Here is a 20,281-nt window from a genome sequence, read left to right on the forward strand (position 1 = left end):
CGACGAACGCCTTTAGGAACCAATTCATTCGGTCCCATGTTGTCAGCGCACCCATCAATGGAGGAAGCCATGCCTGACAAAGACCTGAATGAATTGTTCCTGGATACGCTGAAGGACATATACTACGCCGAGAAGCAGATCCTGAAGGCGCTGCCGAAAATGGCGAAGGCTGCCACCTCGGACAAGCTGCGGGCCGCCTTCGAAAAGCACCACGAAGAGACCGAGGAGCAGGTCGAAAGGCTGGAAGAGATATTTGAGCTTCTCGGCAAGCCAGCGCGCGGCAAGAAGTGCGAAGCGATCGAGGGCATCATCGACGAAGGCAAGGACATTATGGAGCAGTATGCCGACACGCCCGCGCTCGATGCCGGCCTGTTGGCCGCCGCTCAGTCGGTCGAGCATTACGAGATTTCTCGTTACGGCACCCTGAAAGCCTGGGCACAAAAGCTCAACAATCCGCAAGCCGTGAAGCTGATCGATCAGACGCTCGCCGAAGAGAAGAAGACCGACGAAACCCTGACCAAGATCGCGGAGACCGAAGTCAATTACGAGGCCGCGGCATAGAGCCGTCGGCGCCCAGGTTAGCACCTTGGCAATCTGTCTCGACTTCCGGACCGGAGCCTCATAGCTCCCGCCGGAGTTCGAGACCGTAAGGAGACACGGCAGCAAAACGATCGCCGAGGTAGTAGTTTCGTAGTAGTTTCGCGGGTCAAACAAATTTTTTGTGCGCCGGGCGCCGGCGTAAGCAAACGTTTAGCCGTAGCCCGTAAAATGCCGGCATCAACTTCTGCAGTAACCTCTGGTTAGTCATGCGCCTTCTGCCGATGAAAGAGCCGGACAGGTCCTGGCGGTCGATCAAGGGCCAGTGGAAGAAGGACGCCGAAAGCGTCGGCGAGGACTTTTCGACCTTTTCGACGGGAAGCTATGCGGCCTATGACGGGTTGACCAAGGAAGGCGATCACCCCAGCCTGTACTGCCTGTCCGACGGCGAGCGCATCCATGCGGCCTGCCAGGTCAGCCGCTTGATGATGAGCAAATTTCCGGATCCCATCCTCCGTGCGCGCTTTATCCTGGTGTCGCCGGTTTACGAGCTCGGCATCGCCGATGCCGGGCAGTACGCCCAGACGATGGTGGCGCTGTTCTCGGGCATCGTATGGCTGTCGAGGGATACGATGTCGGCGAACCACATCCGGTTTTTCCTGCGCAGTCCCGGAGACTCGCAGTTTTTTGCGGCGCTGCAGGCGTCGACGCCGGGCTCGCTGTTTTCGAAATTCACGATCGACGGCGCGCTGATCGAGTGCAGTCTCAAGGAAGACGAGATGGCGGAATCCGCCTGATTCTGCGGTCGCTTTAACCTCCCGATAACTCATTTTGCTAACGCCCCCTTGGCTTGTGGTCCCTACAACACGCGCCTGTTGGGGGCAGCGAAAATGCTGAATGATCCATCGGACGACGTCATCGCGGAGAGCCAGCCGCTGTTCGGTCGCGGCATGCCGTGGCGGATCAGGCTGGGCGCGATTCAGTGGCTGATCCTGAGTGCCGCAGGGCTCGTCATCGCGATCATGCTCGGCACCGGCTATTTCGCCATGCAGTACCGCGAGCGGGCGCTGGAAGTCGCCGAGCGCGAACTCAACAACAGCGCGCTCTTGCTGTCACGGCATTTCGACCAGCAACTGAACGATCTCCAGCACGTGCATGAGGACGTCGTATCCGGCATGCGGGCCGACGGGGTCGATACGTCGGAAAAATTCGAACAGAGGATGTCGACCTTAAGTGCGCACGAAATGCTGCGCACAAAGCTTTCGGCGCTGCCCCATGTCGGCGCGCTGAACCTGTGGAACGTCAAGGGATGGCTGATCAATTCCTCCGAGATGTGGCCGGTTCCCGATCTCAGCATCGCGGACCGTCAGTACTTCAAGGAGTTCACGTCGGGAAAACCGACCGCCGATGTGATCGTCGAGCCGGTCGTCAGCAAGGTGACGAGAAACTGGACTACGCTATTTGCGCGCAAGATCGTCGGCCGCAATGGCGAGATCATCGGATTTGCCAGCCGCGGCGTCGAACCTTCGCATTTCGAGGCCTTTGTCGGATCGCTGGAGCTCAACAGAGATACCGCGATCTCGATGATTCACCGCAACGGAACCATCATAGCCCGCTATCCGAAGGACGACAGCTTGATCGGCTTCAATGTCGCCGGAAGCGAAGCCTTTCGACGCGCGCTGGCCGTCGATGGCAACATATCCGGGCGCTTCACCAGCGCAAGGCTGGCGGAGGACAAGGTCGGCGCGGTCAAGTCGCTCATGCACTTCCCGATCCTGATCGTGGCGACTACCCGAACGGAGGCTGCGTTGGCCGACTGGCGGGCGCAGACGAGGCTGCAATTTTTCGCGGCGGCGCTGGCGATCATCGTCGTGATCGGCATGGTCTTCCTGATCGTGCGTCAGCTCGGCCGCCAGCATGCCGCCGCGCAGCGCAAGCTTTCGGAGAAGAGCCAGCATCTCGACACCGCCATCAACAACATGACGCAGGGCCTGCTGCTGTTCGATTCCTCGGGCCGTCTCGTGATCTGCAACAGGCGCTATATCGATATGTTCGGGCTCTCGCCGGAAGTCGTCAAACCCGGCTGTCATCTGCGCGACCTGATCCGGCACCGCCAGGAACGCGGCTCCTTTCTCGGCGACGGCGACGCCTATTGCGACCGCTTCCTCGATCCCAACGGCAGCCTGGTTCAGGACACCGTGACCTCGACACCGGACGGGCGCACGATCCGGCTGATCTTCAAGCGGTCGGCGGACGGCGGCTGGGCCGCGACGCTGGAAGACGTCACCGAAGGGCGGCGCGACCAGGCCAGGATCGAACATCTCGCCCACTACGACGCGCTGACCAATCTGCCGAACCGGACCCTGTTCCAGCGTCACGCGGAGGGACTGCTGCTGGAAACCGAGGGACGCGAGTTCGCGATCCTCTATATCGACATCGACGAGTTCAAGCGCATCAATGACACGCTGGGACATCTGATCGGCGACGAGTTCCTGAAGGGCGTGGCGGAGCGGTTGCGCCAGTCGGTCGGCGCTGAGGATTTCATCGCCCGCCTCGGCGGGGACGAATTCGCTATCCTTCAGCACGGCATCGAGAGCGCCGAGGACGTTCACGCGCTGGTCGCGCGGATCTATCAGGCGCTGCGTACCCCGTTCGACTGCCATGGCCATCAGCTTTCCAGCGATGCCAGCATCGGCATCGCGATTGCCCCGCGCGACGGCTCGGACCTGCTCGATCTGCTGAAGAACGCCGATCTCGCCATGTATGCGGCGAAAGCCGCCGGCCGCAGGACCTATCGCTTCTTCGATCCGGAGATGGAGCAGCAGGCCAATCACCGCCGCGAGCTGGAGGCGGATTTGCGCGAGGCGCTGGTGCAGGGCGGGTTCGAACTGCACTATCAGCCGCAGGTCGATCTGCGCGGCGATTGCGTCACCGGCTGCGAGGCGTTATTGCGCTGGCGGCATCCGGTGCGCGGCATGATCTCGCCCGCCGATTTCGTGCCGGTCGCCGAGGAGACCGGCCTGATCGAGGAGATCGGGCAGTGGGTGTTGCGTACCGCCTGTGCCGAAGCCGCAACCTGGCCGGCCCATATCCGCATCGCCGTCAACGTCTCGCCGATCCAGTTCCGGTCTGAAACGCTGTCCGTGAAAGTTGCCGCTGTCCTTGCCGAGACGGGTCTCGATCCGCGCCGGCTGGAGCTGGAGATCACGGAAGCTGTTCTGATGGCGGACGACGACGCCGCGCTCGCGGCGCTGAACCAGCTCCGCGCGCTCGGCATTCACATCGCGCTCGACGATTTCGGCACCGGCTATTCCTCGCTGCAATATCTGCAGCGCTTCCCGTTCGACAAGATCAAGATCGACCGCTCCTTCGTCAAGGAAGTGACGCGCAACTCCTCGTCGGCCTCGATCATCCGCGCGGTGGTCAGCATCGCCGCCGACCGCAACATGATCACGACGGCCGAAGGCGTCGAGACGTTGCAGCAGCGCGAGACCGTGCAGAGTCTCGGATGCACGCAGATGCAGGGCTATCTGTTCAGCGCCGCGCGCCCTGCGCAGGAAATCCGCGCGCTCCTGGTATCGGGGGAGGCCGGCGTCGAGGCCGCGGCGTGAGCTTCGCTAGCGGCGCGCCTCGGAAATCGCCTTCCTGAGAATTCGCGACAGCAGTTCCACCGAATAGGGTTTCTGGATCAGCTCGAAGCCGCGGTGGGCGCTTTCCGCCAGCACGTTGCTGTAGCCGCTGGTCAGGACCACAGGCAGGCCGGGATAGCGTTCGCGCACGATGCCGGCGAGCTCGACGCCGTTCATCCCGGGCATGATGACGTCGGAAAACACCAGGTCGGCGGAAAACTCGTCCTCGGCCAGGATTGCGAGCGCGGCGTCCGCGCTGGCGACACGGCGCACGGTGTAGCCGAGATCTTCCAACAATTCGGTGGAGAACTGGCCGACGTCGTCATTGTCCTCAACGACGAGGACGCGGTAGCCGCGGCCGCGGGCTGCGGGCTCGCTGGCGGTTGCGGCGGCTTCGCTCGTATCGGCCGGCACTGCGGCCTGCGGCAGGTAGATCGTGAACGTCGCGCCCTGGCCGGGCTCGCTTGCAACTGCGATATCGCCGTCGGATTGCTTGGCAAAACCGAATGCCTGGCTCAGCCCGAGGCCGGTGCCCTTGCCGACTTCCTTGGTGGTGAAGAACGGCTCGAAGATCGTCTCGAGCAGGGCAGGGGCAATGCCGCAGCCGGTGTCGGTCACGGTGATGGCGACGAAGTCGCCGCTGCGGGCGGGCTGGGCACGCAGCGGCGGAATCGCATCCACCTTGCGGACCTGAATGGTCAGCTGGCCCTCGCTGTCCATGGCATCGCGGCTGTTGACGGCGAGATTCATCAGCGCGGTTTCGAATTGCGCGACGTCGGCGATTGCAAAACAATTGAGATCGGCGATTTCGACGTCGATCCTGATCCGGGCGCCGACGAGGGGACGGATCAATTGCGCGACGGACTCGACCTGGGTGCCGACGTTGAACACCTGCGGCTTGAGCGGCTGCCTGCGGGCGAACGCCAGCAATTGTCCGGTCAGCTTGGAGGCGCGCTCCACGGTCTCGGCGATAGCGTCGATGTAGCGCCGGCGCCGCTCTTCCGGCAACTCGCGGCGGCGCAGGAAATCGGTCGCGGAGCGGATGATGGTCAACAGGTTGTTGAAATCGTGCGCCACGCCGCCGGTCAACTGTCCGACCGCTTCCATCTTCTGCGACTGGCGCAGCGCTTCCTCGCCCTGGCGGCGCTCGGTGACGTCGATGGCCTCCGGCACCGCGCCGATGACGGTGCCGTGCCGGTCGTGCAGCGGGCGCATCGCGAAATCGAAATAGCGGTCGCCGATCGGCAGGTGCAGCAGCATTTCAATCCTGACCTCTTCGCCCTGCATGACCGTGATGAAGGCATCGCGGACGGCGTCGCGCATGCCGGGGGTCGCGGCAAACCATGGCGTTTCCCAGAACGGCTGGCCTGCCACCGCGCCGGCGTCGGCGAGGATGCCGGCCAACGCCGTCTTGTTGGCATAGAGCACGTCGCCATGCTGGTTGAGCAACGCCTGATATTGATGGCTGGTCTCGAAGATCGCCCGCATCTGGGCTTCGCTGGATTCGAGCTGCGCCGTCCGCTCCGTGATCCGCAGTTCGAGAATTTCGTTCAGCCGGCGCAGATCGTGCTCGGCCTGCTTGGCCGAGGTGACGTCGTGGGCAACGCCGATGAAGCCGATGTGCTTGCCGGTCGGACCCCAGCGCGGCTGGGATTCCGAGCGCAGCCACCGCCATTCGCCGTCGGCGCGCTGGTAGCGGGCCTCCAGCACGAACGGCTTGAGCGATGCTTCGCCTGCGACGGATTCCTGGACGACGCGCGCTGCGTCGTCCGGATGCAGCCTTTTGCGCCAGTCGAACACGATGGCTTCCTCGAACGGCAGTCCAAGGAAATCGACATAGGCCTGGTTGGCGAAGGAACGCGTGCGGTCGAGCTTGGTGACCCAGATCGGCACCGGCGCGCTGTTGGCGATCAGGCGGAAGCGCTCCTCGCTTTCGCGCAAGGTGGCCTGCGCCAGCATTTGGGCGGTGACGTCGCAGTCGGCGCCGACGAGGCGCAGCGCGCGGCCGTCGGCCTCGCGCTCGATCTTGCCGACGACGCGGATCCAGCGGACCGCACCGTCGTTCGGCCGCACGATGCGGTATTCGGCCGAATAGTCCTCGCTCTGGCTTTTCAATACGCCGAACAGGTGCTGGACCGTTCGCTCGCGATCCTCGGGATGGATTCGACTGACCCATTCCTCGTAGGTCTCGTTGGCTGCCTCGGGCGGCAACCCGTGAACGAGAAGATATTCGGGGGAGCGGCGGTTCTTGACGCCGTCACGGAAATCGATTTCGAGGCCGCCGACGCCGGCGATGCGCTGGATCCGCGCCAGCTCCGCTTCGCGCTCCTGCAAAGCACGATGGGCACTGTCGCGCTCGCTTGCGATTTCCTGCAGATATTGCCGCAAGCGCTCGGCGGCGGCAGCTTCAGGCAGGAGGTTCGTCGTGTCGGAAGGTGTCATGCGTGCCGGCAACCTCTGGCGGCACTTTCACACAAGAGCCGGCGCGTTAGCCAGCCTCATTTGCTCTTGGTGGTTGACCGGCAGTTATAGGCCCTGCGGAACCCGGCGGCCTGCGCATCTTCCTCGGAACAGAACCAGCGATCCGGCTTGGTCAGTCCCGGATAGGAGCGGCATGCCTGCAGATGGTAGATGCCAAGGTTCCCGGTGACGCGCGCGCGCACTGCGTACTTGCCCTTGATGTTGCAACTCGCCGGCATCACGAGATCCTCGGGGAACAGCGCCTCACGGATTTCACGGTCGCGATCGGCGCGGCACGCGGCGCCGAGCAGGGGGCTATCTTTCTTCCCAGCGCGGAACTCGCGCGGCGCGACGAAGCAGCCTTTCCAGAGTCCCTGGCGGTCATCCTTGGCGCGGGCTTCGTCCACCGTGAAGCGCCCGCTGGCGGAGGCTTCGACATTCAGGGCAAGTCCCTTGCGGACCAGCAATTGGCTGAGACTTGTGGTGTCGCCCTCGATCTTGCACACGCCGATGCGCCGTTTCTTGTAAGTAGGATCGGGACCCAGATCGTCGCAGCGAACCTGTTTGCCGCCGATCAACTTGGTCAGTTGATCGCGCGCCTCTATCCCGCAGGTCCAGCTATCGGCGTGTTCGTCGATGCAGAGCTGATCGGCGGCCGGGACATCGATGCCGTCGAGGCGGTAGGTGACATTGCCAAGCTGAAGCGTGCTGCCATCGCGGATGGCGGCAGTGGCAGCAAAACTCTGGCTGGCTGGAAGGACGATCGACAGGAACGCCGCAACCAGAAAAATTCGTAACTGCATCTGATTCATTTCAAATCAATTCCACACCCGCGAGCGCCTTCTAGCATAAGCTGACGTGATTGAACCAAGATGCCCGCGCTAATGGTGCAAGCAAAACAGGTTGGGGAAAGCCGTGAGCGCTGTTGCGACCAGACGGCGGCGGCCCATTGACTTCACAAGAACAAAAGAAGAACATAGACCAGCTCGCTCAACACGGAATATTGCCATGTCGTCCTCTTCACAGCCGAAGTCCGAAGAGAACGACGAGCTGGAAGCCGCTGTAGATCAGGCGATTTCTGCCTGTGATGGGGATATGAGGGCGACGATCCGCGCGTTGATCGTGGCCAACGAATATCTGGAATCCGAGGTCGGCGAGCTGATGAAAGCGGTATCCCACGCCTATGCGCGGGGTCGCTTCAACTCCTATTCCGGCTGAATTACCGCCGGGCGGCACCGCGAAGCCGGTACGAGACCGTTGCCTCCATCGATTTTTGCTGTACGACGGGTGTGTTACCCGCGTCCCGCATGTCTCATTGCGGGGGAGGATCCCGCCCAAAGCTCAAGCAAGAAGAACATGTTCAAGAGAATTCTGATCGCAAATCGCGGCGAGATCGCCTGCCGGGTCATCAAGACTGCACGCCGAATGGGGATCGAGACGGTCGCGGTGTATTCCGAAGCGGACCGCGATGCGCTCCATGTCGAAATGGCGGATAAGGCCGTGCTGATCGGCCCGCCGGCGGCGGCCGAGAGCTATCTGTTGATCGACCGGATTATCGAGGCCTGCCGCAAGACCGGCGCGGAGGCGGTGCATCCCGGTTATGGCTTTCTTTCCGAGCGCGAGGCGTTTCCGCGCGAGCTCGCCAAGGCGGGTATCGTCTTCATCGGCCCCAACGCGAGCGCCATTGCCGCGATGGGCGACAAGATCGAATCCAAGAAGGCCGCCGCGAAGGCAAAAGTCTCGACCGTGCCGGGACATCTCGGCGTCATCGACGACGAAAAGCACGCGGTGAAGATCGCCGACGAGATCGGCTATCCCGTGATGATCAAGGCCTCCGCCGGCGGCGGCGGCAAGGGCATGCGGATCGCACATTCGAAGAAGGAAGTCGCCGAGGGCTTCAACCTCGCCAAGGCGGAGGCCAAATCCTCGTTTGGCGACGACCGCGTCTTCATCGAAAAGTTCATCGTCGATCCCCGCCACATCGAGATACAGGTGCTAGGCGACAAGCATGGCAATGTGATCCATCTCGGCGAGCGCGAATGTTCGATCCAGCGCCGTAACCAGAAGGTCATCGAGGAAGCGCCGTCGCCGCTGCTCGATGAGACCACCCGCCGCAAGATGGGTGAGCAGGCGGTGGCACTGGCGAAGGCGGTGAATTACGATTCCGCCGGCACCGTCGAATTCGTCGCCGGCCAGGACAAGAGCTTTTACTTCCTGGAGATGAACACCCGTCTGCAGGTCGAGCATCCCGTCACCGAACTGGTCACGGGCATCGACCTGGTCGAGCAGATGATCAGGGTCGCGGCCGGCGAGAAGCTTTCCATCGTTCAGAAGGACGTCACGTTGACCGGCTGGGCCGTGGAATCGCGCGTCTATGCCGAGGATCCGTTCCGCAACTTCCTGCCGTCGATCGGCCGGCTGGTGAAATACCGGCCGCCGGCGGAAGCGAGCCAGGACGGCGTCACCATCCGCAACGACACCGGCGTGCAGGAGGGCGGCGAGATCTCGATCCATTACGATCCGATGATTGCCAAGCTCGTGACGCATGCGCCGTCACGGGCGGCAGCCATCGAGGCACAGGCCACTGCGCTCGACGCATTCTACGTCGACGGCATCAGGCACAACATTCCGTTTCTGTCGGCGCTGATGAACCATCCGCGCTGGCGGGAAGGCAAGCTTTCCACCGGCTTCATATCAGAGGAATTTCCAAAAGGGTTTTCGGCGCGTCCGCCGGAAGGCGAGATCGCGCGGCGGCTGGCCGCCGTGGGTGCGGCGATCGATCACGTGCTCGGCGAGCGCAAGCGCCGGATTTCCGGTCAGTTGACCGACCGCCTGGTGCAGCGTGAACGCCGCCGCGCGGTGTGGCTCGAGCGCGAGGAGATTGCGCTCGATGTGGCACGCGAGGCCGACGGCATCGCGGTGCGTTTCATCGGCGCCGATGGTCTGCCCGGCAATCCGCACAATCTGATCTCGACCTGGACGCCGGGCGAGCCGGTCTGGCAGGGCACGATCGACGGCCATTTTGTGGCGATGCAGGCGCGCGCGATCCCGAACGGCTTCCGCCTCGCGCATCAGGGCTTTGAAGTTGCAGTCAACGTCTTCACTGAAAGCGAGGCTGCCGCCGCGCGGCTGATGCCGGTGACGTCAGCCGCCGACACCGGCAAGAAGCTGCTGTGCCCGATGCCAGGGCTCGTGGTGTCGATTGCGGTCGCCGAAGGGCAGGAGGTCAAGTCCGGCGAGACATTGGCCGTGGTCGAGGCGATGAAGATGCAGAACGTGCTGCGCGCTGAGCGCGACGGCACCGTGAAGAAGATCCATGCCGCCGCCGGCGCCACACTGGCGGTGGACGCGTTGATTTTGGAGTTTGCGTAGACGCAACCCCCGTCATTGCGAGCGCAGCGAAGCAATCCATCGTGCGGCAAAGGAAAGTATGGATTGCTTCGTCGCTGCGCTCCTCGCAATGACGAATGAGGAGCCTCCTGATGTCTTTCCGCAAACGCCGCGAAGCCCTCCGCTCCATCCTCGCCGGCCCCGCCTGCACCCGGCCGGGGTCGGTCTATGATGCGACCTCGATCCGCATTGCCGAAGACCTCGGCTTCGAGCTCGGCATGTTCGGCGGGTCGGTGGCCTCGCTTGCCGTTCTCGGCGATCCCGATATTGCGCTGATCACACTGACGGAGCTGGCCGAGCAGATGCGGCGGATGTCGCGCGCCTCGACACTGCCGGTATTGGTCGACGCCGACCACGGCTATGGCAACGCGCTCAATGTCCGGCGTACCGTGCAGGAACTCGAGGCCGCCGGCGCCGCCGGCCTCACGGTCGAGGATACGCTCTTGCCGCAAGCGTTCGGGCAGGCCGGAACGCAATTGATTCCGCTGGAGGAGGGCGTCGGCAAGATGAAGGCCGCGCTTGATGGCCGCAGCGATCCCTCGCTGGTCATCATGGGCCGCACCGGCGCCGTGTCCGTCACCGGCCTTGACGACGCCATTGAACGTGCGAGGGCGTATGAGGCCACCGGCGTCGATGCGCTGTTCTTCACGGGCATCAAGAGCCGGGGCGAGCTGGAAACGATTTCCGCCGCGACGAGATTGCCGATCGTGCTCGGTGGTGCGTCCGAAGACATGACGGCGCTGGATTATCTCGCCGGTCAGCGCGTGCGGATCGCGCTGCAGGGCCACGCGCCATTCGCCGCCGCAACGCAGGCCGTCTACCAGACGCTGAAGGCGTTGCGTGTGGGAACCTCGCCGAAAAATTTGAACGGCCTTGCGTCTGCCGAGTTGACCAGCCGGGCCATGCGCGATGCCGAAGTAAAGGCGCGTGCCGGCGCATTTCTCGGGTTGAAGAATAAATGAGCGATGCAATTCGTCATGTCACGATAAGCGGCCGGGTGCAGGGCGTCGGCTATCGCGCCTGGGTCGACGACACCGCGCGGGCGCGCGATCTCGAAGGCTGGGTGCGCAACCGAAGGGACGGCCGTGTCGAGGCGGTGTTCGCAGGTCCCGCGGAGCCGGTGACCGCGATGATCTCGGCCTGCCGGCGAGGGCCGTCATCGGCCCGGGTCGAGGCGGTACACGACGACGCCGGCAATCCCGAGATGCTGAAGCTGCGGCGGGCAGGCGAGCGGTTCTCGGTGCTGCCGACGATATAACGTCGGTGCCTGTTTGAACCAGGGCCCGTTCGCGGGGCCTCCGACCTTGACCGACCCAGTCGCCAATGGCCTATTCGGAGATCGAACGCGCAGAGCAAATATCAACTGTCTGACTGGGCGGAGACGGGCGATGGACATTCGATCGACGCTGACGGACCTATGTGATGCCTTCAACGCGCACGATCTTGATCTCATCATGGCGTTCTTTTCTGACGATTGCGTCCTGGAGGTGCCGCGGGGAAGTGAGCCTTGGGGGACTCGTTTCGAGGGCAAACGGAACGTACGGGAAGCGCTGGCAACACGCTTCGAAGGCCTGCCTGACGTCCACTACGGCAACGATGAGCATTTTGTGGATCCGACTGCCGAGACCGGCATCTCAAAATGGACCCTCACAGGCACCACACGCGAGGGCACGAGAAAGGAGGTCCGAGGTTGTGACTTCTACACGTTTCGCAACGGGAAGGTGATCCGCAAGGACTCCTATTGGAAAATCGTGGAGTAGGTCCGGTGTTGGCTGGCTTTTCGCGTCTAGCAAAGCCGGATATCGAGCCGCTTCTTGCGCAATTGGATAGCAGGTACGCGCCCTAGCTAATGCGTCCGTTCGTCCGGCGCGAATTCGCCATCGTGCTGGAGGGAGGCGCTGGCGACATATTGCAAGTCGACTGAGGAAGACACAATGCTGCGATTGCGGCCGAGGCGCTTTGCCTCGTAGAGGGCGGTGTCGGCTTCACCCACCAGCGCGGCCTCGTCTATCGTCGAACGGGTTTTTGCGGCAACGCCTGCGCTGATGGTGATGTAGCCGCGGCTCGAGGCCGTGTTCGGAATGCCGAGCGCCCGAACCGTCAGCCGGATGGCTTCGGCCACCTTCATTGAGTCGTCTTCCGAGCTGTTCGGCAGCACGACGGCGAATTCCTCGCCGCCATAGCGCGCGGACAGGCCTGACGTGTTGTCGGTCGCATGGCCGATGACTTTTGCAACCGCCTGCAGGCAACGGTCGCCGGCCTGATGCCCGTAGGTGTCGTTGTAGCCCTTGAAATTGTCGATATCGAACAGCAGCACCGAAATCTCTTCGCAGGCTTCGTATTCGCGCCGCAGGAAGCCATCGAAGGTGCGGCGGTTGGTGAGTCCAGTCAGCCCGTCGGTCGCGGCGAGCTGGGTGAGGCGGCGGTTGAGCTGGGTCAGCTCATCCTCCATCCGCTTGCGTTCGGTGACATCGCGGATGACGCAGAGGAATTCCGCTCGCGCCGGGTCGCTGGTTGCGGAGGCCATCTTGAACTTGCTTTCCACCCACGCCAGCGTCCCGTCGCCCCGATAGTGCCGAAACACGACCGTGCTGACGCTATCGGCGCCGTCGATCCGGGTGGTCGCCGCTTTGACGCTCTCCCTGTCGTCCGGATGGACCAGGTCTAAGCATGACTTGCTGAGCAGGTCTTTTGGACGCAATCCCAGCACCGGCTCGGCCGATCGGGAAACATAGCGGAGCAGGCTGTTGGCATCGATGAGGATGATGATATCGGCGATGTTGTTGGCCAGCAGGCGATAATGCGCCTCGCGCTCGCGCAGCGCGCGCTCCGTCTTGCTGCGGAAGCGGAACTGCAGGGCAACCAACGCCGCCAGCATCAGGATCATGCATAGCAGAACGCCGGCGACGATGGCGTCGGTCCGCAAGCCCTTCCACCATTCGGAAAGCAGCCAGTCTTCCGATATGGCCACGGTGACCACCATCGGGTAATGCGGCGTCACCTCATAGCCGAGGTGCTTCACGATGCCGTCGAACGGCGAGATGATCTTGTAGTATCCGACAGAGCTTTGCTTGAGATGCTTCCTGAACAGGTCGGTCTTGGAGAGGTCCGTGCTCTTGTCCGACTGCGGCCAGCGCATCAGGAGCGCACCATCATTCCGTATCAGGCTGATGCCGCCGTCGGGGCCGAGCTGGAATGTCCGGTAAAAGTTATTGAAGTAATCCTTGTCGATCGCCGCGGCGACGACCCCGCCAAAGCTGCCGTCGAGCTTGGTGATGCGTTTCGAAAGAACGATCATGGAGGATCGCTCGTCCACACGAGATTGCATCAGTTCGCTGATCCGAAGCGTGTTGTCCGGTTTGTCACGATGGTAGGCGAAATAGCTGCGATCCGAGATGGTATGGCGCGGTGTCTCCGCCAATGACGAATAAGTCCAGTTGCCCTTGGCATCTGCGACGCCGATGCTCCGCAATTGGGGCAGCGTTTTCGCCGTTTCAGCGAGGTATCTGTTGAACCGGTCCGGATCTGGATCCCTGTATTTCAGCAAGTCGACCATCCCGCCCATCGCGATATCGACCGCCTGGATGGTGTGCGAGGCATGCTCGGAAAGCGAATGCGCGAGGTTCTGGATCTCGGAGCTGCCGCTCGCCAGCGCCGCCTTCTTGGCGTCGAGCACCTTCCAGGCCATGACGCCGAGGATGCAGGCGGTCATGACCAGCGCAAAGACGATGACCACGGCCGTCGATGTCACCCGCCGCAGCGGACCGCCGGGGTCTGGGGGATTTCGATGGGGCATTCCGTGCCTTGATTGCCGCGCCAGACCTCGTTGCTGGCAGCGTGCGAGCGGAGTCTAAGACGCGACTGGTACTGGGCGGTTAACGAGCTGACCGGGAAAACACGGAACTAAGAACCCAAGTTCCATTTCGGGAACCAAGACCGACTCTTGGGAAGCTCGACGCGCGGATCAGGTCCTCCAAACCGCAAGAGGCCTTGACAGCCGCACAGTAACGTCAGATATTTCTGTCATGACAGAAAAGACAGACAAAAAGAAACTCCCTGCCGTGGTCGAGCGGTTCATCCTGCACTGGGGTGATATGGGGGACGAGTGGGGCGTCAACCGCTCGGTCAGCCAGATCCACGGTCTGCTGTATCTCGCCGAGGCGCCGATGACCGCGGAGGATATCGCCGAGACGCTCGGCATGGCGCGGTCCAACGTGTCCAATTCCATCAAGGAGCTGCTGGCCTGGAATTTGATCCGGCGGGTGCCGATCCTCGGCGACCGGCGCGATCATTTCGAGGCGGAAACCGACATCTGGGAAGTGGCGGCGCGGATCGCCGCCCGCCGCAAGGAGCGCGAGATCGATCCGGCCATCGATGCGCTGCGTGCCTGCGTTTCCGACGCCGCTGACGATCCGACCATCAGCCCGGTCGCTGCCAAGCGGCTGAAGGAAATGCTGGCTTTCACCGAGCTGGTCGACCGCTGGTACACGCAGATGCTGAACGTACCGCGGCCGAGGCTGGCTGCGCTGATCAAGCTTGGCGAGAAGATCGTCAGCTTCTTGCCGGCGGGGAAGTCCAAATAGGGCAGAGGGGCAGAGCAGGAGCGTGTGATGGTGTCCACAAGAGTACCTAGGTTTCCCGCAACGCCTGCCTCGAACACCATCCTGCTCGACGACCACCGCTTCCACGATCTGTTGCCCGACGAGGAGTGGGGCCGACTGCCGTTGGCGATCTGGCGGCGATTTTCAAAGCGTTTTGCCGATGGCGAAACCGTCGTCTATGTCGGCACGGTGGAGGAGGCGCGTTTCAGCCGCGCCGGCTGGTGGCTGGCGCAGCTCGCGCGCGTGATCGGCGGGCCGTTTCCGCTGTGCACTGAGACCGGCGTCTCGATGGCCGTGATGGTGACCGAAGATGCGGCGAGCGGCGGCCAGATCTGGACCCGGATCTGCGCACGCAGCAACGGCTTTCCGCAGGTTATTCACTCGGCGAAACGGTTCGCTGGGCCGACCGGGCTGGAAGAATATGTCGGCTACGGCGTCAGCATGGCGTTGCGCATTGCCGTCGAGCACGAAGCCCTGGTGTTTCGCAGCGTCGGCTATTCCTTGCAGATCGGGCCGTTGCGGTTGCCCCTGCCGCCCCGGCTCACGCCCGGCGATCTCACCGTGACCCATTCCGACCTCGGCGGCGGCACGTTCCGCTTCACGCTCGAGATCGTTCACCCCCGCCTTGGCAGGCTCATTCGTCAGTCCGCCGTGTTCATGGAGGCCGCATCATGACGTCGTTGCTCTGGACCCTGATCGCCATTCAGGTCGTGATGGGCGTGTTCGACACGTTCTACCACCATGAGCTGACCGAGCGGCTCGCATGGCGACCATCGCAGCGCTATGAGCTGCAGCTTCATGCGTTGCGCAACATGCTCTACGCGCTGTTGTTCCTGGTGCTCGGCTGGCTGGAAGTGCACGGCGTGTTCGCCATGCTGATCATCGTGGTGCTGGTTGCGGAAATCGTCATCACGCTGATGGATTTCGTCGAGGAGGACATGAGTCGGAAATTGCCGGCCAGCGAACGCATCAATCACACGCTGCTCGCGATCAATTACGGCGCCATTCTGGTGCTGCTGCTGCCGGTCCTGATTGGTTGGGCGGCGCAGCCGACCGGCGTCAAATCGGCTTACACAGGATGGCTCAGCCTGATCGCGGCGGCTGCCGCCGTCGGCGCCGCCCTGTGCGGGCTGCGCGATTTCACCGCGTCAAAGCGCCTTTCGCGAATGACGAGTGCGCCGACGGCAAGCCTGGTCGAAAAACTGCCCGACCGGCAGACGGTGCTGGTCACCGGCGCTACCGGATTCATCGGCAGCCGCCTGGTGGCAGGCCTGAGCGGGGCAGGGCATCAGGTGATCGCGCTGGTGCGCAGTCCCGCCAAGATCGAGATGCTGCCGCCGCCGATCACGCTGATCACGAGCCTCGATCAGCTTCCGGCCGACACCCGTATCGACGCGATCGTCAATCTCGCGGGCGAGCCAATCGGCAACGGGCTGTGGACCGAAGCCAAGCGCCGCAAGATCCTGGATTCCCGCATCAACATGACCGGCGACATCGTCCGCCTGATCGCGCGGCTCGAGCGCAAGCCGGCGGTGCTGGTCTCGGGTTCGGCGATCGGCTGGTACGGGCTCTGGCAGGACCAGGTGCTGACGGAATCAGCCAAATCGCACGCCTGCTTCAGCCATGAACTCTGCGACGCCTGGGAGAAGGCAGCGCGTCCGGCGGAAGAGCACGGCGTGCGGGTGGTCTACTTGCGGATCGGCCTCGTGATCGGCACCGACGGCGGCTTCATTACGCGGATGCTGACGCCGTTCGAGTTCGGCCTCGGCGGGCCGCTCGGTTCGGGTCGGCAGTGGATGTCGTGGATCGAGCGCGACGACCTGATCCGCCTGATCGCCCATGTCATCGCGCGTCAGGAAATCTCGGGACCGGTCAACGCGACGGCGCCGATCCCGGTCACCAATCTGAACTTCACCGAAGAGCTTGGCCGACGTCTGCGCCGGCCCGCGGTGTTCCGCATTTCCGGTGGGCTGTTGCGCCGTGTCGGCGGCGATTTCGCCAATGAATTGCTGCTGGGCGGCCAGCGCGTGTTGCCGAACAAGGCGCTCAGCAACGGTTTTGTGTTCCGGCACGAAACGCTGCGCAGCGCCTTCGAGGCGATTTTGTGAGAAGGTGAGACCCCGCCAGCCAGCCGTCACCGCGGCAGTTTCGCGATCGCCTGGCTGAGTTCGTGGATTTCGTAGGGCTTGCGCAGAATCGGAAAGTCGCCGCGTACGTTCCGCGCGGAATCGCTATAGCCGCTGGTCAGGAGGATCGGCAGTCCGGGTCTGACCGCCTTCAAGTGGCGCGCCAGACCGAGGCCGTCCATTTTGCCGGGCATCACGATGTCGGAGAAGACGAGGTCTATTCCGTCGAGCTCGATTTCGCGCAACGCAGCTTCGGCGCTCGCTACCCTGCGCACGATGTAGCCGAGCTGTTCGAGCAGCCCGGTGCTAACGGCTGCGACATCAGGATTGTCCTCCACCAGCAGCACGGTGCCGCTTCCGCCGGTTTCGACCGCATCGACATCCCCGGTAGCGTCAGCGGGTTCCTTTCGCGGCAGCAGGATCGTGATCTTCGTGCCCTTGCCGAGCTCGCTCGCCACCTTGACCGTTCCGCCGGCCTGGTGGGCGAAGCCGTGAACCTGCGATAGTCCGAGACCCGTGCCCTTGCCGATCGGCTTGGTGGTGAAGAAGGGATCGAAGACCTTGCCGAGCACATCGGGCGCGATGCCGGTGCCGGTATCTTTCACCGAGATCGCGACATATTCTGTATCGGCCTCGCCTGGCGTGTCGTTGTGCGCCGATATCGTGATGACGCCGCCGCCGATCATGGCGTCGCGGGCGTTGATGACGAGGTTGACCAGCGCCGTCTCGAACTCGGTGACGTCGACCATCACCGGCCAGACGCCCGGGTCGACGTCGAGCTGCAAGCTCACCGCGCTGCCGACGCCGGTGTCGAGCACCTCGCGCATCGCATCGATCCGTTCGGCGACGTCGACGACCTGCGGATTGACGCTCTGCCGCCGCGCGAATGTCAGCAACTGGCTGGTGAGGGAAGCGCCGCGTTTGGTCGCTCCTTCGATCGCCGATAGCGCTCGCAGGCACCTGGGATCGTTGCCCACCGCTTTCTTCAACGTGTGAAGACTGCCGCTGACGATCATGAGAAGATTATTGAAATCGTGCGCCACGCCGCCGGTCAGTTGGCCGAGCGCATCGAGCTTTTGCGATTCCGCGAGCTGCTGACGCATCCGTTCGAGCTTGAGCTGGGCTTCGCGGCGTTCGGTCATGTCCCGGGTGATCTTGGCGAAGCCGACGAGCTCGCCGTTCTCGTAAATGGGATCGATGACAACGCTGGCCCAGAAGAACGTGCCGTCCTTGCGAACGCGCCAGCCATCCTCCTCGTAGCGGCCGTGTTCCCGGGCAATGCGCAAGGCGCGAAGCGGCTTGCCGTTCGCGCGGTCGACTTCGGTATAAAAGCAGGAAAAATGCTGTCCGATGATTTCGGCGGGCGCGTAACCCTTGATCCGCTGGCCGCCGATGTTCCAGCTCGTGATGATTCCGGCCGGATCCAGCATGTAAAGCGCGTAGTCGGTAACGCCTTCGACCAGGAGTCGGAAATTACGTTCGCTTTCGAATAGATCCCTTTGCTGTTGCTGATCTTTTTTCGACATCCGACCTGCCCATTTAACTGGCGCAAACGCTTGTCCTGCCGATTGGTTCCAACATTACTGGCTTTTTAACGAAATGGTGGGTTATCGCGCTGCGGCCACGCTTTTGAATGTCGCCGCCAGCGTCCGCAGCGCCGCGAGCTTGGCTGGGTCGCTGACCTTCGAGTGCAGCATCACCTTCGAGGAAGCGAGCCGCGGCAGTCTTTCGGCCGGTCCGATATCGACCAGGCCCGGTGGCGCGATCCGGTGGGCAAGTGGCGCTACCGCGAGGCCGGCCAATGCCGCGGCGGCCACGGCGGTGACGCCGCCGCCGACAAAGCTCTCGCTCCAGGCGATGCCGGCCTTGTCGAGGGCACGGACGGCGAGCGCGCGTACGCCGCAGGGCGGCGCCAGCATCGCCAGTGGCAGCGTCGAGCCGCGGCGCCAGGCGAGGCTTTTGGCGGCAAACCAGCCGAAGCCGTCTTCAGTCAGCTTCTCGCCGCCGCGGCGGCTGCCTTCCTGACGGACCACCACGGCATCGAATTCGCCGGCATCATAGGCGTCGAGCATCTGGCGCGAGAAGCCGATGGTCACGGACAGCGCCAGTTGTGACGACACCGCATGCAGCCGTTCGAGCAGCGGCACCAGTTCGGGTCCTGCGGCGTGATCGGAGATCCCGAGCGACAATTGCGGGCGCGTGGGCTTGTCGCCCGACAGCGCACGGTCATGCGCCTCGATCAAAGCGCGGGCGTGGGGTAGGAACGCAGCGCCCTCGGCGGTCAGCGCGACCGCCCGCGGCGAGCGCTCGACCAGCCGCCGGCCCATCACGCTCTCCAGCCGCTGCAGCTTCATACTGACGGCGGCCTGGGTCGTGCCAAGCGCTTCGGCGGCGCGGGTAAAACCTTGCAGCTCGGCGACCAGCAGGAACGCCTGCACCGTATCGATATCCAGCGTGCTCACGGCATCATCAACATGACTTATCATTGTTATGAATAAAGATAAGATACCAAAATGATGGCCGCGGGTCTAGCTAAAGGGAAGCGCAATGCCAGCGCGCCCGCTCACGGAGAACGACCATGCCGCTCATCACCGTCACCTATTCCAGCGTTCACACGGCCCCGTCGCTGCAGGCCGAGATTGCGTCCGCTGTCAGCGATCTCACTGCGCGAATCCTGCGCAAGGATCCGAAGGTTACTGCCGTCATCGTGAAGTCGATCGATGCCGCCGACTGGTTCGCCGGCGGCAAGTCGCTCGCCGAGCAGAGCCTCGCCAGTTTCTGGCTCGACGTTCACGTCAGCGACGGCACCAACACCAAGGACGAGAAGGCGGCCTATCTCGCCGCGCTATTCCAGCGCATGGGCGAACTGCTCGGGCCGCTGCACGAGGAGAGCTACGCCCATGTCGACGAAGTGAAGGGCGATGCTTACGGCTTCGGCGGCCTCACCCAGGAGCGCCGCTACATCGCCGGCCAGCTTGAGGTCTCGCCGCGGAAGCCTGCGGCGTGAACTTCAGGGTGCATGTATCACGCCCTTAGGGCGCCCAGTACCGCCGCAGTGGCCGCGATCAGGGTGAGAGCAATCACGGAAGCGCGCCAAAGAAGTTGTTGGCGCGCCGCGCGCCGATCGTGGAACGCAAGCCAATCCCTGACAAATCCGGCCGGGATATCGAATATGACAGTACGCTGGCTGGCGTGATGCGCTTCGTGATCTGCGAACATGGCTCGCACGTTCGCGACGCCCAGACGGTCAAGTTCACAATTCCATTGCCAGGCGTGGGTATTGTTGGTCCATCGGTTTTCGAAGGGAAGCCTGTGCGATTTCATCGCGACCTCCTCTGTGCACCTGTACACCGCCTGTCTGTGGATATGTGGCGCCGCTTGCCGCGGCGGAAGATCTCAAGGAAGCGCGGCGATGCCGCAGGTGCTCGATCAGACGATCTCAGGGCGAAGCCTCGGGGCAGGCGCGCAACTTGTGGTCACGCCGCCAAGGATCGCAGCATGAAGCATGACTGGCCGTGCTGGACTCGACGAACGGTCG

The 20,281-nt window shown here is 63.1% G+C and carries 18 protein-coding genes; 12 read left to right on the forward strand and 6 right to left on the reverse strand.

Annotated features, from left to right (window positions below):
* The first annotated feature begins 69 nt into the window (after positions 1-69).
* The 3 genes from LMTR3_RS16005 to LMTR3_RS16015 all read left to right on the forward strand — a co-directional run bounded on the left by LMTR3_RS16005 (position 70) and on the right by LMTR3_RS16015 (position 4,148).
* Complete coding sequence (locus LMTR3_RS16005; RefSeq protein WP_065732758.1) at positions 70-561, forward strand: YciE/YciF ferroxidase family protein; 492 nt, start codon at positions 70-72, stop codon at positions 559-561.
* Positions 562-806: 245 nt separating this feature from the next.
* On the forward strand, positions 807-1,334 hold the full coding sequence (locus LMTR3_RS16010) for a hypothetical protein (protein WP_065746051.1): 528 nt from the start codon (positions 807-809) through the stop codon (positions 1,332-1,334).
* 93 nt (positions 1,335-1,427) lie between these two features.
* Positions 1,428-4,148 carry a bifunctional diguanylate cyclase/phosphodiesterase gene (locus LMTR3_RS16015; protein ID WP_084029654.1) on the forward strand — a complete coding sequence of 907 codons (2,721 nt, stop codon included), beginning with the start codon at positions 1,428-1,430 and terminating at the stop codon, positions 4,146-4,148.
* Between the two features lie 6 nt (positions 4,149-4,154).
* Here LMTR3_RS16015 and LMTR3_RS16020 read toward each other — a convergent pair whose 3' ends face one another.
* On the reverse strand, positions 4,155-6,608 hold the full coding sequence (locus tag LMTR3_RS16020; RefSeq protein WP_065746052.1) for a PAS domain-containing protein: 2,454 nt from the start codon (positions 6,606-6,608) through the stop codon (positions 4,155-4,157).
* Positions 6,609-6,664: 56 nt separating this feature from the next.
* The gene (locus LMTR3_RS16025) at positions 6,665-7,438 is read right to left on the reverse strand and encodes a thermonuclease family protein (RefSeq protein WP_502686641.1); all 774 of its coding nucleotides are present in this window, start codon (positions 7,436-7,438) and stop codon (positions 6,665-6,667) included.
* Between the two features lie 196 nt (positions 7,439-7,634).
* Between LMTR3_RS16025 and LMTR3_RS16030 the strand changes: the two genes are divergently transcribed.
* The 5 genes from LMTR3_RS16030 (at position 7,635) to LMTR3_RS16050 (ending at position 11,776) form a co-directional block, all read left to right on the forward strand.
* Positions 7,635-7,844, forward strand: a complete 210-nt coding sequence (locus LMTR3_RS16030) for a hypothetical protein (protein WP_065746053.1) — start codon at positions 7,635-7,637, stop codon at positions 7,842-7,844.
* 138 nt (positions 7,845-7,982) lie between these two features.
* Entirely contained in the window at positions 7,983-9,998 is a 2,016-nt protein-coding gene (locus tag LMTR3_RS16035) for an acetyl-CoA carboxylase biotin carboxylase subunit (protein WP_065746054.1), read from the forward strand.
* Positions 9,999-10,108: 110 nt separating this feature from the next.
* The gene (locus LMTR3_RS16040) at positions 10,109-10,978 is read left to right on the forward strand and encodes an isocitrate lyase/PEP mutase family protein (RefSeq protein WP_065746055.1); all 870 of its coding nucleotides are present in this window, start codon (positions 10,109-10,111) and stop codon (positions 10,976-10,978) included.
* The gene (locus LMTR3_RS16045) at positions 10,975-11,274 is read left to right on the forward strand and encodes an acylphosphatase (RefSeq protein ID WP_065746056.1); all 300 of its coding nucleotides are present in this window, start codon (positions 10,975-10,977) and stop codon (positions 11,272-11,274) included. The genes LMTR3_RS16040 and LMTR3_RS16045 overlap by 4 nt, the downstream gene beginning before the upstream one ends.
* A 130-nt stretch (positions 11,275-11,404) precedes the next feature.
* Entirely contained in the window at positions 11,405-11,776 is a 372-nt protein-coding gene (locus LMTR3_RS16050; RefSeq protein ID WP_065746057.1) for a nuclear transport factor 2 family protein, read from the forward strand.
* An 86-nt stretch (positions 11,777-11,862) separates the two neighbouring features.
* Here the strand turns inward: LMTR3_RS16050 and LMTR3_RS16055 are convergent, their stop codons facing one another.
* Entirely contained in the window at positions 11,863-13,812 is a 1,950-nt protein-coding gene (locus LMTR3_RS16055) for a diguanylate cyclase domain-containing protein (protein WP_065746058.1), read from the reverse strand.
* 229 nt (positions 13,813-14,041) lie between these two features.
* Between LMTR3_RS16055 and LMTR3_RS16060 the strand changes: the two genes are divergently transcribed.
* The 3 genes from LMTR3_RS16060 to LMTR3_RS16070 are packed head-to-tail and all read left to right on the forward strand — an operon-like array spanning position 14,042 to position 16,725.
* The gene (locus tag LMTR3_RS16060) at positions 14,042-14,599 is read left to right on the forward strand and encodes a GbsR/MarR family transcriptional regulator (protein WP_065746059.1); all 558 of its coding nucleotides are present in this window, start codon (positions 14,042-14,044) and stop codon (positions 14,597-14,599) included.
* 27 nt (positions 14,600-14,626) lie between these two features.
* Entirely contained in the window at positions 14,627-15,292 is a 666-nt protein-coding gene (locus LMTR3_RS16065) for a DUF4166 domain-containing protein (protein ID WP_065746060.1), read from the forward strand.
* A complete protein-coding gene (locus tag LMTR3_RS16070; protein WP_065746061.1) occupies positions 15,289-16,725 on the forward strand; it encodes a TIGR01777 family oxidoreductase in 1,437 nt (478 codons plus the stop codon). Before LMTR3_RS16065 ends, LMTR3_RS16070 begins: the two co-directional genes overlap by 4 nt.
* 26 nt (positions 16,726-16,751) lie before the next feature.
* Here the strand turns inward: LMTR3_RS16070 and LMTR3_RS16075 are convergent, their stop codons facing one another.
* Together LMTR3_RS16075 and LMTR3_RS16080 are read right to left on the reverse strand one after the other, a co-directional pair.
* Complete coding sequence (locus tag LMTR3_RS16075; protein WP_065746062.1) at positions 16,752-18,269, reverse strand: PAS domain-containing hybrid sensor histidine kinase/response regulator family protein; 1,518 nt, start codon at positions 18,267-18,269, stop codon at positions 16,752-16,754.
* Between the two features lie 81 nt (positions 18,270-18,350).
* The gene (locus LMTR3_RS16080) at positions 18,351-19,205 is read right to left on the reverse strand and encodes a LysR family transcriptional regulator (protein ID WP_065746089.1); all 855 of its coding nucleotides are present in this window, start codon (positions 19,203-19,205) and stop codon (positions 18,351-18,353) included.
* Between the two features lie 116 nt (positions 19,206-19,321).
* On the opposite strand from LMTR3_RS16080, the gene LMTR3_RS16085 reads away from it, so the two are divergent.
* Positions 19,322-19,750, forward strand: coding sequence for a tautomerase family protein (locus LMTR3_RS16085; protein WP_065746063.1), 429 nt, complete (start codon positions 19,322-19,324; stop codon positions 19,748-19,750).
* 17 nt (positions 19,751-19,767) lie between these two features.
* Here the strand turns inward: LMTR3_RS16085 and LMTR3_RS16090 are convergent, their stop codons facing one another.
* Complete coding sequence (locus LMTR3_RS16090; RefSeq protein WP_065746090.1) at positions 19,768-20,067, reverse strand: hypothetical protein; 300 nt, start codon at positions 20,065-20,067, stop codon at positions 19,768-19,770.
* Positions 20,068-20,281 lie beyond the last annotated feature (214 nt).

Origin of the sequence: Bradyrhizobium sp. LMTR 3 (assembly GCF_001693485.1) — a bacterium.
In the GTDB taxonomy this organism is placed as follows: domain Bacteria; phylum Pseudomonadota; class Alphaproteobacteria; order Rhizobiales; family Xanthobacteraceae; genus Bradyrhizobium.

Bases quoted from the DNA above. Each gene is read 5' to 3' on its own strand.
- LMTR3_RS16005 (WP_065732758.1), top strand. From the start codon at position 70: ATGCCTGACAAAGACCTGAATGAATTGTTCCTGGATACGCTGAAGGAC.
- LMTR3_RS16010 (WP_065746051.1), top strand. From the start codon at position 807: ATGCGCCTTCTGCCGATGAAAGAGCCGGACAGGTCCTGGCGGTCGATC.
- LMTR3_RS16015 (WP_084029654.1), top strand. From the start codon at position 1,428: ATGCTGAATGATCCATCGGACGACGTCATCGCGGAGAGCCAGCCGCTG.
- LMTR3_RS16020 (WP_065746052.1), bottom strand. From the start codon at position 6,608: ATGACACCTTCCGACACGACGAACCTCCTGCCTGAAGCTGCCGCCGCC.
- LMTR3_RS16025 (WP_502686641.1), bottom strand. From the start codon at position 7,438: ATGAATCAGATGCAGTTACGAATTTTTCTGGTTGCGGCGTTCCTGTCG.
- LMTR3_RS16030 (WP_065746053.1), top strand. From the start codon at position 7,635: ATGTCGTCCTCTTCACAGCCGAAGTCCGAAGAGAACGACGAGCTGGAA.
- LMTR3_RS16035 (WP_065746054.1), top strand. From the start codon at position 7,983: ATGTTCAAGAGAATTCTGATCGCAAATCGCGGCGAGATCGCCTGCCGG.
- LMTR3_RS16040 (WP_065746055.1), top strand. From the start codon at position 10,109: ATGTCTTTCCGCAAACGCCGCGAAGCCCTCCGCTCCATCCTCGCCGGC.
- LMTR3_RS16045 (WP_065746056.1), top strand. From the start codon at position 10,975: ATGAGCGATGCAATTCGTCATGTCACGATAAGCGGCCGGGTGCAGGGC.
- LMTR3_RS16050 (WP_065746057.1), top strand. From the start codon at position 11,405: ATGGACATTCGATCGACGCTGACGGACCTATGTGATGCCTTCAACGCG.
- LMTR3_RS16055 (WP_065746058.1), bottom strand. From the start codon at position 13,812: ATGCCCCATCGAAATCCCCCAGACCCCGGCGGTCCGCTGCGGCGGGTG.
- LMTR3_RS16060 (WP_065746059.1), top strand. From the start codon at position 14,042: ATGACAGAAAAGACAGACAAAAAGAAACTCCCTGCCGTGGTCGAGCGG.
- LMTR3_RS16065 (WP_065746060.1), top strand. From the start codon at position 14,627: ATGGTGTCCACAAGAGTACCTAGGTTTCCCGCAACGCCTGCCTCGAAC.
- LMTR3_RS16070 (WP_065746061.1), top strand. From the start codon at position 15,289: ATGACGTCGTTGCTCTGGACCCTGATCGCCATTCAGGTCGTGATGGGC.
- LMTR3_RS16075 (WP_065746062.1), bottom strand. From the start codon at position 18,269: ATGTCGAAAAAAGATCAGCAACAGCAAAGGGATCTATTCGAAAGCGAA.
- LMTR3_RS16085 (WP_065746063.1), top strand. From the start codon at position 19,322: ATGCCGCTCATCACCGTCACCTATTCCAGCGTTCACACGGCCCCGTCG.
- LMTR3_RS16090 (WP_065746090.1), bottom strand. From the start codon at position 20,067: ATGAAATCGCACAGGCTTCCCTTCGAAAACCGATGGACCAACAATACC.